The following is an 11357-nucleotide window of genomic DNA, read 5'->3' on the forward strand; positions in this document are numbered from 1 at the left end:
CATAACGACTACGGGTGTAAACATGAGCGGTGGATGAACGGTTCGTGAGGCGCTTTGCCCTCGCCCGGACAAGCGATCAGCAGACTTCTGCGGTGTTCTCCGGAATCGGGCCCGGCGGCACGCGCGCATCGCTCATCCAGAAAGGATCGGCAGCCAGCCGATGCCGGTCGCCATAGGCGGCGCGCAAGGCGGCGGCGAGCTGCGGATCATAGGCTTCCAGATCGCGATGGCCCAGGATCCGGCGTCCGTCGAAGACCTGCAGCCGGTTCGAATCGAACCAGAACTGCGCCCCTTCGGCCCAATATTCCTGCACCGTGGTCATGTTGTATTCCTCGAACCAAAGCTTGTTGGCCTGCGCATTGGCATACGCCGCCTCCACCTCGGCGTAGAGATCGGGGTCCGCGCCCTGGATGGCGAACAGGATGTTGTGCGCGAATTCGTGGACCAGAATGGTCTCACCGTAATAGCGGCTGGTCGGCAGGCCGAGGACATCTTCTTCCGAGCCGACCGTATGCTGCCCGCCGATCCCGCGTGCGCGCGCATCCCAATAGGCGCGGTCGGTCAGGCTGCCGATCCGCTCGTCATAATGCTTCTTCTCGCACCGGGTCAGGCGCGGATCGTCGGGGGCTGGCTTCTTCCAGTGCGCGTTTTCTGGAAGGTCGAGCAGCGCCTCGGTCTCGGCAATGATCGCGACGCGGTAGCCTTCCCGGCGCAACCAGTCCGCGAGATCGGGACGGAAGGCGAGCATATCCTCGATCATCGCCTCCGCCGCGACCATCGCATCTTCGGACACGACGCTGGAGGAGACCACGGGGATACCATCCGCATCGCGGTACTGCGTGTAGAAGTCGGGAATGCCGAGCGCGGGTGGCGGGGGTGAGGTGGCGACGCTCGCGCAGGCGGTCAAGGCCGCGATGCTGGCGATTGCGAGGAAGCGGAGGCTCATGCTGCCAAGCTACATCCGCAAAAATGAACGGCGGGCGAAACCGCCCGCCGTTCCAATTAGTACACCCGCTTCTTCGGCTTGATGTACTCGATATCGTCGGTCAGCGTGTATTCGTGCACCGGGCGGTAATCGATCTTCATATCGCCCTTGCCCGAACCCTTGGCACCGCCGCCCCAGCCGTCGAACCACGTCACCGTGTGCTTCATCCACTCGGCATCGTTGCGATCGGGGAAATCCTCGTGCGCGTGGGCGCCGCGGCTTTCCTTGCGGTTGTCGGCGCTGGTCATGGTGACGCTGGCCTGCGCCATCAGGTTGTCCAGCTCCAGCGTCTCGATCAGATCGCTGTTCCAGATCAGCGAGCGGTCGGACACGTGGATGTCCTGCATCGAAGCGTTGACCTCGGCGAGGTGCTTCTTGCCCGCCGCGAGCGTCTCGGTGTCGCGGAACACGGCAGCATGCTTCTGCATGGTCTTCTGCATGTCTTCGCGAATCCGCGCGGTCGGCAGGCTGCCCTTGGCGTGGCGGAAGTGGTCGAGCCGGGTAAGCGCCAGATCGGCACTGTCGGCGGGAAGCGCATCATGGCTCGCGCCCGGCTTCATCGTTTCGGCCAGACGGTGGCCGATCGCGCGGCCGAACACCACGAGGTCGATCAGCGAATTGGAGCCAAGACGGTTTGCCCCGTGGACCGAGACGCAGCCCGCCTCGCCCGCAGCATAGAGCCCGGGCACGACATGGTCGGGATTGCCGTCCGGCCCGATGGTCACGACTTCGCCGTGATAGTTCGTCGGGATGCCGCCCATGTTGTAGTGGACGGTCGGCGTCACGGGGAGCGGTTCGCGCGTCAGGTCGACGCCGGCGAAGATCTTGCCGCTTTCGGTGATGCCCGGCAGGCGCTCTGCCAGAACCTTGGGATCGATGTGATCGAGGTGCAGGTAGATGTGGTCGCCATCCTTGCCCACGCCCCGGCCTTCACGCATTTCCAGCGCCATCGAGCGGGAGACCACGTCGCGCGACGCCAGATCCTTGGCCGAGGGAGCATAGCGTTCCATGAACCGCTCGCCTTCGGAGTTGGTCAGGTAACCGCCTTCGCCGCGCGCGCCTTCGGTGATCAGCACGCCCGCGCCGTAGATGCCGGTCGGGTGGAACTGGACGAACTCCATGTCCTGCAGCGGCAGACCAGCGCGCAGCACCATGCCGCCACCGTCGCCGGTGCAGGTATGGGCGCTCGTGGCGGTGTAGTAGCAGCGGCCGTAGCCGCCAGTCGCCAGCACCACGGCATGCGCGCGAAAGCGGTGGATCGTGCCGTCATCCAGGCACATCGCGATCACGCCGACGCAGCGACGGTTCGCACCCTCGCCCGTCATGATCAGGTCGATCGCGAAATATTCGATGAAGAAGTCCGCGTCGTATTTCAGGCTCTGCTGGTAGAGCGCGTGGAGCATCGCGTGCCCCGTACGGTCCGCCGCGGCGCAGGTGCGCTGCACGGGCGGGCCTTCGCCCATGTTCTGCATGTGGCCGCCGAACGGACGCTGGTAGATCGTGCCGTCCTTGTTGCGGCTGAACGGCACGCCCGCGTGCTCCAGCTCGTACACCGCCTGCGGAGCTTCGCGTGCGAGATATTCGATCGCGTCCTGGTCGCCCAGCCAGTCAGACCCCTTCACGGTGTCGTACATGTGCCAGGTCCAGTGGTCGGGCGTGTTGTTGCCCAGCGACGCGGCGATCCCGCCTTGCGCCGCCACGGTGTGCGAACGCGTGGGGAAGACCTTGGAGATGTTCGCGGTCTTGAAGCCGGCCTCTGCCGCGCCCATCGTCGCGCGCAGGCCCGAACCGCCCGCGCCGACGACGACCACGTCGAAATCATGGTCGATGATCGGATAGGCTTCGCTCGCCTTGCCGGGCTGTGCGGTGGTCGTGTGGGTATCGGTCGCCATCAGGCGGCTCCTGCAAATGCGATGCTGGCGATGCAGAAGATGCCGAACACGGCCCCTGCCACCGCCACGAGATTGAGAAGGGCGATCAGCGCGAAGCGGCTGCCGCCCTGGTGGATATAGTCCTCGATCAGAACCTGCAGGCCCAGCCGCGCGTGCCAGAACGTGCTGACGATCAGCAGGATCAGCGCCGCCGCCGCGATCGGCGAGGAGAGCCAGCCGGTCACCGTGCCGTAGTCGTAGGCGGGCAGCAGCAGGAAGCTGACCAGCAGGAACAGCACCAGCACCAGATTGCCGATCGCGGTGAACCGCTGGAGCAGCCAGTGATGCGCGCCCTCGTGGGCCGAGCCGAGGCCGCGCACGCGGCCGATGGAGGTTCCGTTACCCATGGGAAATGCCTTACTTGAGGAGGATGATCGCCCAGAAGGCGATGGTCAGAAGGACGCCGAGGATCGGGGCCAGCGTCGACCAGGTCTTGTTGATCGTCAGCTCGTACCCCGCGCCGATATCGAGCACGAAGTGGCGCAGACCGCTCATCATGTGGCTGAAGAAGGCCCAGGTCAGGCCGACCAGCACGATATAGCCGGGGATCGAGGTCGCAACGGCGGAGAAGGTGGCATACGCCTCCGGCCCGCTCGCCATCGCGCCCAGCCACCAGAGCAGCACGGCGAGGCCGACCAGCGCCATTCCGTCACCGGTGACGCGGTGCAGGATCGAGGTGAACATGTGCGGGCCCCACTTCCAGATCTGGAGATGGGGAGAGAGTGGTCTGTTCGACATGGTGGCTTGCGGATCCAATCTGGCCGGTGCGGTAGGTCTTGCGCCTCCACTTAGCGGATGCGCGGTCAGGTTCAAGCGAGTCAAAAGCATGGGTGCAAAAGCACGGACCATGGGGTGAGCGCAAGCGCGGGGCTTGGTCGCGCGCATCAATCGGCCTAACAGGTGGCTCCATGACAGGCATTCTCGTCACAGGATCGAGCCGCGGGATCGGCGCCGCCATTCGCGAACAGCTGGAGGCGCGCTGCGTGCGCGTGGTCGGCCACTCGACACGCGGGATCGAGGAAGGCGAGATTGCCGCCGACTTTACAGAGCCTTCCGCACCTTCGACGCTGTGGGAAGAGGCGCTGCGGCAGACCGACGGCGCAATCGACGTGCTGATCAACAATGCCGGGCTGTTCGATGGAGTCCCGCTCGACACCTCGGACATCGAATGGCTCGATGCTTGGGAGGAAACGCTGCGGATCAACCTGACCGCCGCCGCGCAGCTCAGCCGTTTCGCGGTGCGCCACTGGCAGGAACGCGGCTGCGAAGGGCGGATCGTCCATGTCGCCAGCCGCGCCGGGCATCGCGGCGATTCGCCCGCGCACTGGCACTATGCGGCGGCTAAGGGCGGGATGCTGGCACTGCACAAGACCATCGCGCGCGCCTACGCCAAAGAAGGCATCTACAGCTTCGCGGTCACGCCGGGCTTCACCGATACCTCGATGGCGGGGGACTATCTGGAAAGCCGCGGCGGCCCCGGCCTGCTCGCCGATATTCCGCTGGGCCGCGTGGCCGAGCCGGAGGAAATCGCCAGCATCGCCACTTGGTGCGCGCTCGAAGCGCCGCCTTCGATGACCGGCGCGACGATCGACGCCAACGGGGCCAGCTATGTCCGCTAGACTGGCGGCGCTGGCAGCGCTGGCACTTGTCGCTGGCGGCTGCGCGCCCGCGCCCGAGTCGCCCGCCACCGCCGATCCTGTAGCGCACGACGTCGTCTCCTCACCGGACATGGCCGCCAGCTTTCCGCAGTCCGCGTTTCTCGAAAAATGCGAAGACTGGGACGAGTGGGACACACCCGCCCCGCCCTTCGAACTGCTCGGCGACACATGGTACGTCGGCACCTGCGGTATCTCCGCGCTGCTCGTGATCGGCGATGGCGAGCACATCCTGATCGACAGCGGCGTGGAGGATGCGGCACCGCTGATCCTCGCCAATATCCGCGCGCTCGGCATCGATCCGCGCGATGTGGGCTATCTGCTGATGAGCCATGAGCATTTCGACCACGTGGGTGCGCACGCAGCCCTCGTCGAAGCGACCGGCGCAGAGGTGATCGCCTCGCCCATAGCGGCACAGGTTCTGTCCAGCGGCGAGGCAAGCGCGGACGATCCGCAGGCCGCGATCCACCCTGCGATGACACCGGTGAAGGTCGACCGGATCGTGAGCGATGGCGAGGTGCTGACGCTGGGCGGCAAGGAATTCACCGCGCATTTCACCCCCGGCCACACGCCGGGCGCGATGAGCTGGACGTGGAATGCCTGCTCGCTCCCGTGGCAGCCACCCGTGTGCCGCCGCGTCGCCTATGTCGACAGTCTCTCCCCCGTCTCGGCAGACGATTACCGCTTCAGCGATCACCCGGCAGTCGTGGCCGATTTCCGGCGCAGCATTGCAAAGGTCGCCAAACTTCCCTGCGACCTGCTCACGACGCCGCATCCCTCGGCGAGCGGAATGCTCGACCGGATGGCAGATGGCGGGCTGCTGGATGGGGCCGCCTGCGCCGATTACGCGAAAGCCATCGAGAAACGGCTGAACGAGCGGTTGGCGAAAGAAGGCGAATGAGTGACCTAGCAGGTCCGGGTTCCGATCTGCCCTTCTCCTGCCGCTGCGGCGCGGTGAAAGGGGTGATCGAGAGGGCGGGCCCGCGCGAAGGCGATTTCGTCGTCTGTCACTGCACCGACTGCCAGACATTCGCCCGTCGTTTCGACGCGGGCGACAGAGTTATGGAAGAGCAGGACGCAGGCACACCGCTCTACCAGAGCCGCTGCGCACGGATGCGGGTGGAGAGTGGGCGGGACCGGCTGCGATGCATCCACCTGACCGAAGAGGCGACCCTGCGCTGGTACGCAGGCTGTTGCGACACGCCGCTGTTCAACTCGTACAAGAACGGCAAAATTCCCTATGTCACCACGCTTGTGGGCAATTGCGACGCCGGGGCACAAGCGCGGATGCTGGGGGAACCGATCGGGCACCTCTTTGTCGATGACGATCCGGCGTGTACCGGGCCGGTCCGCCGCCTTTCGATGAACACGCTGATGCGACGTTTCTTCGTCAGGATGGTCAAGGACATCGTCTCTGGCGACCGCCGCCGGAGCGCGCTGTTCGATCCCGAAACGCTGGAGCCCATCTCCACCCCCACCAGACCTGCCAAGGAAACCTCTATAAATGTCGGCTGACATCACCGCCGAAGAAGCCGGAATCAGCTGGAAGCTGACCGCACTGGTCGACCGCACCGCCGCCGAGGCCGCACTCGCGGCGAGCGTGGAGGACGCATGGGACTCCGATCTCGTGATGAGCGCGCACGAGGTCGAGGCCGACCGCTACGATCCGATCAATGCCGGGCTGTGGCGGATCGAGGCGTGGTATCCGCGCAAGCCCGACGCCGCGCTGCGCGCCACGCTCGACACGATGTTCGACGGCAACCCGCCCGACTTCACGCTGGAGAAGGTCGAGCCGGAGGACTGGGTCACGATCAGCCAGCAGGCGGTCGAGCCGGTCCGCGCGGGGCCGTTCCACATCCGCACGCCCGACCACGCGGCTGCGCCCGAGGGTATCGACCTGGTCATCCCCGCCAGCCGCGCCTTCGGCACCGGCCAGCACGAGACCACTGCGGGATGCCTCGCGATGCTCGGCTGGCTGCGCGCGCGCGGCGTCCACCCGCGTGACATCGCCGATATCGGCACCGGCACCGGCCTGCTCGCGATCGGTGCGCTCAAGCTGTTCCCGACCGCCAATGTGATCGCCAGCGACATCGACCCGGTGTGCGATGAAATCGTGCGCGAGAACGCCCACGGCAACGCGGTCCCGCTCGGCCAGCGGCCCGGCGCGCTGCATTACGTCACCGCGCCGGGGATGGACGATCCCGGGCTCCGGGCCCGCGCGCCCTACGATCTGCTGATCGCCAATATCCTCGCCGGCCCGCTGATCACGCTCGCGCCCGATTTCGCACGCGCGGTACAGCCGGGTGCCTATGTCGTTCTGGCCGGTCTGCTGACCACGCAGGAGGCGCGGGTGACGCGCGCCTACCTGCAACAGGGGCTGCGCCGCGAACATCGCATCGTTGATGGCGACTGGTCGATCCTGTGCCTGCGGATGCCCGCCAGATGAGAGCGATCAGGCTGCTCGGCTGGACGCTCGGCAGCCTGATCGGCGCGGTCGCGCTGCTGATCGCAGGCTTCTTCCTCTCCGCATGGGCGGGTTCCTCGATCCCGCGCAATGGCGGGTGGAGCGAGGCCGAAACCGGCATCCCAATCATGGTCGAAAGCAACGGCGTCCACACCGGGATCGTGATGCCGGTGGTCACTCCGGTGAAGGACTGGCGCGAGACCTTTCCCTCCACGGCCGAGCCAATGAAAAGCGGGATGCGGCCGACCCACGTCTCGGTCGGCTGGGGCGACCGCGAAGTATACCGCACGGTGGCGACCTGGGGCGATCTCAAGCCGGGTACCGCACTGCGGATCGCGACGCGTGGCGGCCCGGCGGTGATGCGGGTGGCGCGCTATTATCGCCCCTCCGGTGGCCCGAACCATCGCTGGCTGATCCTGCGCGAGGCGGAATATGCGCGGCTGGTGGCTGCGGTCGAAGCAGGCCTGCCGCCCATCGCGAACCCGAAGGATCGCGTCAGCCTGACAAGCTTCGATCCGCAGGCGCGCATCTACGACAGCACGGGCCACTACACGCCGTTCTACAGCTGCAATCAGTGGGTCGCCGACGCGCTGGCGGAGGCGGGAATCGAAATAGGCCTGTGGAGCCCGCTCGCCGGCGGCGTGATGAAGTGGATCCCGCAGGGCCCGGCGCAGCCCTGATGCGATCAAAAAGCAGATGACGCTGCGGCTTGCTTGCATTAGTGTAAGTAAGCCATGATCGACCTGCCGACCGCTTTCGATGTCTTCGCCGATCGCATGATCCGCGTCGTCGTGTTCGACGTGCAGCGCTATCTCGTCGCGGCGGGCCTGTTCACGATCGCGCTGCTGGTGTTCCGCAGCTGGGCGACCCGCAAGCGTATCCAGACCCGCCGCGCGACGCGCAAGGATTACACGCGCGAGATCGCGTCTTCGCTGCGCACGTCCTTCGTTTTCGCGCTAACCACCTTCCTGACGCTTGGCCTTCGTGAGATCGGGCTGGTGAAGATCAAGCTGGAAACCTTCACCCTGCTCACCGTCGCGTGGCAGTTCGTGCTGATCGTCCTCGCGCATGATGCCTATTTCTACTGGATGCACCGCGGGCTGCATCACAAGCGGCTGTTCCGCGCGACGCACCTGCATCATCACAAATCGCGCACGCCCACGCCGTGGACCGCCTACAGCTTCTCGAGCTGGGAGGCGGTGACCGAGGCGCTGTTCATCCCGATCTTCATGCTCGCGACCAGCACGATGGGCTTCGCGATGACCGGTCTCGCCGTGTTCCTGTTCCTGTGGCACATGATCTTCCGCAACGTGATCGGCCACCTCGGCGTCGAGCTGTATCCGGCGGGCTGGGTTGATAATCGCTGGACCGGCTGGTGGAACACGACCACGCACCACGACCTCCACCACAGTTCGGGCAACACCAATTTCGGCCTCTATTTCACCTGGTGGGACCGGTGGATGGGAACCGAGCATCCGCGCTATCGCGAGGAATTCCGCACGGTAACCGCCCGCACCCGCAGGGCGGCGCGCGAAGCCGGGGCCGCACCGGCCTAAGATCCCAGCGCGTCGCGGCGTGCCGCCAGCAAGCGCGCTTCGGCCGGTTCGGGATCGAGCGCCAGCGCTGCGTCATACTCTGCCCGCGCCTCGCTCAATCTTCCCGTGCTCGCCAGCAGGTCCGCCCGCACCGCGTGGAACGGCAGGAACTGCGTCAGCCGTCCGGTCTCGATCGCATCGAGCGCCGCCAGCCCCTCTTCGGCCGAGGTCGCGCGCGCCAGTGCCAGCGCGCGGTTGACCGCGACCACCGGCGTCGGACGCATCATCGCAAGCACATCGTATAGGCGGAGGATCGCAGCCCAATCGGTTCGCCCCGTCTCCCGTCGCAGGCAGTGGACCAAGTGAATCCCCGCTAGCACCTGAAGCGACCCCGGCTTGCCGATCGCGGTCGCCCGGTCGAGCGCAGCGCGCCCCGCTTCGATCCGCGCAAGATCCCATTGCGCAACGTCCTGTCCGGACAGGGGAATCATGGTGCCTTCGCGATCCACCCGCGCCGCCTCGCGAGAGCGCACGAGGCAGACCAGTGCCAGCAGCCCGTGCGCTTCCGCCTCCTGCGGCATCAGTTCGACCAGCAGCACCGCCAGCCGTTCGACTTCGGGTGCAAGCCCCTCGGTCTCCCCGGTACCCGCAGCATTGCGATAGGCGATCGCCAGCGCGGTCTCCAGCGTTTCCAGTACGGTACCGACCCGGAATTGCCATTCGCGGGACGGTGGCGTCTCGAAAGGAATATTGGCCGCCTTGATCTTGGCCTTGGCGCGGGTCAGCCGCTGGTACATCGCGGGCTCTGCAACGAGAAATGCGCGCGCTATCCGCGCGACCGACACACCGCAGATGACCCGCAGCGCCAGCGCGATCCGCGCCTCGCGGGCGAGCGCCGGATGGCAGCAGGTGAACAGCAGCCGCAGCCGGTCGTCGGGGATCGGCTCGGGAAAGGCGATCACTTCGCCCACCGAGTCCGAGTCCGGCTGGTCCGCCAGCACACGCGCCTCTCGATCGGCCCTGCGTAGTGCATCGAGAGCGCGCCGCCGCGCGGCAACGTAGAGCCACGCGGCGGCGTCGCGGATCGGCGCAGCCTCGCGCAGTGCCGCCTCGCACGCGGCGGAGAACGCGTCCTCCGCCAGGTCAAGATCGCGGAACCGCGCGGCGAGGGCCGCGACAACCCTCGGCCGCGCAGCCGCGAGCAGGTCTGCCAGCGGGTCCAGCGGCTAGTCCTGCCAGACCGGCCGCACCTCGACCGCACCCTTGCCCGGGATCGGGATTTTCCGCGCCCAACGGACCGCCTCGTCGAGATCGGCGGCCTCGACAATGTAGTAACCGCCAAGTTCCTCGTGGCTTTCGGCGAAGGGGCCGTCGTGCAGCGTGCCCTCGCCCCCGTTTTCGTAGCGGATGGTGGTTGCGGTGTCCGCGCCCTTCAGGCGATTGCCGCTGAAAGCGACCCCAGCGGCGTGCCATTCCTCAGCCAGCTTCATGTGCCCCGCCAGCGTGGCCTCCATCACCGCCGCGCCGTTTTCACCCATATAGGCGCTCTCGTCCTCATGAATTAGCAGCATGTATTGCATCGCATGTCTCCGCCTCGGCATCGCCCCTGCGGCGATACTCTACACCCGAGACGATGCTGCCGCCCGCTTTTCGACATACTCCGAAAATATTTTCCTACGAGGTGCCAGCCGGATGATCCTGCGGCGGGGCCCCCGCACCCGTGACCATCTCGTGATAGCCCGCCACCGCGCGCACGACGCCGTGCATCATCTCCATGCGCACCGGGATCGGCACCTGCGTGCGCCCGATCATCACCGCGACCGTATAGACGCTGCCATCGGGCGCGGTGAGAATGCCAACGTCGTTATAGCCCGCCTGATCGGCAGGCTGGCCCGGCTCCACGATGTCGAGCACCTGGCCCGTGCCCGTCTTGTGCGCGATGCTCCACCCATCCGGAAGTCCGCCCTTGAGCCGGTTCGGCCCGCTCTTCACCTCGCCCAGCCAGCCGAGGAAGCGCGTGGTGCTCGCGTCGGAGAGCAGCTCGCCCGACTCCAGCCGTGCGAGCGCGCTGGCGATCGCGACCGGGCTCGCCCCGTCGACCGGATCGTCGACATAGGCATCGAAGGCTGCCGCGCGCACATCTTGCGGCACCGTCTTGCGCACTTCGAAGAAGGTATCGCCCAGCGCATAGGCCTGACGCCACTCCAGCCCCGCGATCGCCGATTGCATCGGGCGTTCACCGGGACCGAAGCGGATATCCGCAAAACCCTTGCGCGCCAGCACCCGGCGCACCGCATCCGAGCCGCCGACCCGGCGCAGGACCATGTCGTTCGCGGTGTTGTCGCTCTGCGTCAGCGCGCGGGAGATGAAGTCGGCATAGCTGGTGGTGAAGCTGCCCTGCGCGGCGACGCTCTGCCGGATCGGGCTGTGAAACACCGCGAGATCGCCATTCCGCACCGTCGCCGTCTCGGAAAGGTCGAGCCGCCCTGCATCGGCCATGTCGAGCGCGCTCAGCGCGACCCACAGCTTGCTGACGCTCTGCTGCGGATACAGCTGCGTGCCTTTGAAATGCATCATCCGCCCGCGCGCCGGATCATACACCGCGATGCCGACCTTGCCCTTGAGACCGGTGCCCAGCGCAAACAGCTGATCGTCGAGCCATTCCTCTTGCGCCGAACGCTCGACCGTCAGGTCTTCCGCCGCCTGCTCGATCCGCTCGCCAACGCTGGGCACCCCTGAGGTTTCGTCGGCCTCGTCGCTCGGGCGACAGCTCGCCAATGCGCCAAA

13 protein-coding genes are annotated in these 11357 nt (G+C 66.5%); 6 read left to right on the forward strand and 7 right to left on the reverse strand.

The window, feature by feature from the left end:
- Nucleotides 1-76: 76 nt before the first annotated feature.
- The 4 genes from VO57_013460 to sdhC are packed head-to-tail and all read right to left on the reverse strand — an operon-like array spanning nt 77 to nt 3654.
- On the reverse strand, nt 77-946 hold the full coding sequence (locus tag VO57_013460) for a glycoside hydrolase (protein ID XBL69128.1): 870 nt from the start codon (nt 944-946) through the stop codon (nt 77-79).
- 56 nt (nt 947-1002) lie between these two features.
- Nucleotides 1003-2877 (reverse strand): succinate dehydrogenase flavoprotein subunit, encoded by a 1875-nt coding sequence (gene sdhA, locus VO57_013465; GenBank protein ID XBL69129.1) that lies wholly within the window; start codon nt 2875-2877, stop codon nt 1003-1005.
- Nucleotides 2877-3263: a succinate dehydrogenase, hydrophobic membrane anchor protein gene (sdhD, locus tag VO57_013470; GenBank protein ID XBL69130.1), complete on the reverse strand. Its 387-nt coding sequence runs from the start codon at nt 3261-3263 to the stop codon at nt 2877-2879. The genes sdhA and sdhD overlap by 1 nt, the downstream gene beginning before the upstream one ends.
- Before the next feature lie 10 nt (nt 3264-3273).
- A complete protein-coding gene (gene sdhC / locus VO57_013475) occupies nt 3274-3654 on the reverse strand; it encodes a succinate dehydrogenase, cytochrome b556 subunit (protein ID XBL69131.1) in 381 nt (126 codons plus the stop codon).
- A gap of 170 nt (nt 3655-3824) precedes the next feature.
- Between sdhC and VO57_013480 the strand changes: the two genes are divergently transcribed.
- From VO57_013480 to VO57_013505, 6 genes are read left to right on the forward strand one after another with little or no spacing between them, the layout of a single operon-like run.
- Entirely contained in the window at nt 3825-4535 is a 711-nt protein-coding gene (locus VO57_013480; protein XBL69132.1) for an SDR family oxidoreductase, read from the forward strand.
- Nucleotides 4525-5472, forward strand: a complete 948-nt coding sequence (gene bla / locus VO57_013485) for a subclass B3 metallo-beta-lactamase (GenBank protein XBL69133.1) — start codon at nt 4525-4527, stop codon at nt 5470-5472. Before VO57_013480 ends, bla begins: the two co-directional genes overlap by 11 nt.
- Entirely contained in the window at nt 5469-6086 is a 618-nt protein-coding gene (locus VO57_013490) for a DUF6151 family protein (protein ID XBL69134.1), read from the forward strand. Before bla ends, VO57_013490 begins: the two co-directional genes overlap by 4 nt.
- Nucleotides 6076-7017: a 50S ribosomal protein L11 methyltransferase gene (locus VO57_013495; protein XBL69135.1), complete on the forward strand. Its 942-nt coding sequence runs from the start codon at nt 6076-6078 to the stop codon at nt 7015-7017. Before VO57_013490 ends, VO57_013495 begins: the two co-directional genes overlap by 11 nt.
- Nucleotides 7014-7715: a DUF2459 domain-containing protein gene (locus VO57_013500; GenBank protein ID XBL69136.1), complete on the forward strand. Its 702-nt coding sequence runs from the start codon at nt 7014-7016 to the stop codon at nt 7713-7715. The genes VO57_013495 and VO57_013500 overlap by 4 nt, the downstream gene beginning before the upstream one ends.
- A gap of 54 nt (nt 7716-7769) precedes the next feature.
- Nucleotides 7770-8591, forward strand: a complete 822-nt coding sequence (locus tag VO57_013505; protein ID XBL69137.1) for a sterol desaturase family protein — start codon at nt 7770-7772, stop codon at nt 8589-8591.
- Here VO57_013505 and VO57_013510 read toward each other — a convergent pair.
- From VO57_013510 to VO57_013520, 3 genes are all read right to left on the reverse strand, one after another.
- Nucleotides 8588-9793, reverse strand: coding sequence for a DUF6596 domain-containing protein (locus VO57_013510; GenBank protein XBL71343.1), 1206 nt, complete (start codon nt 9791-9793; stop codon nt 8588-8590). The genes VO57_013505 and VO57_013510 overlap by 4 nt on opposite strands.
- 3 nt (nt 9794-9796) lie before the next feature.
- Complete coding sequence (locus VO57_013515) at nt 9797-10141, reverse strand: YciI family protein (protein XBL69138.1); 345 nt, start codon at nt 10139-10141, stop codon at nt 9797-9799.
- Nucleotides 10142-10244: 103 nt separating this feature from the next.
- On the reverse strand, nt 10245-11348 hold the full coding sequence (locus VO57_013520; protein XBL69139.1) for a serine hydrolase: 1104 nt from the start codon (nt 11346-11348) through the stop codon (nt 10245-10247).
- Nucleotides 11349-11357: the final 9 nt, after the last annotated feature.

The sequence above is a fragment of the Citromicrobium bathyomarinum genome (genome assembly GCA_001306305.2).
Classification (GTDB): Bacteria; Pseudomonadota; Alphaproteobacteria; order Sphingomonadales; family Sphingomonadaceae; genus Alteriqipengyuania; species Alteriqipengyuania bathyomarina.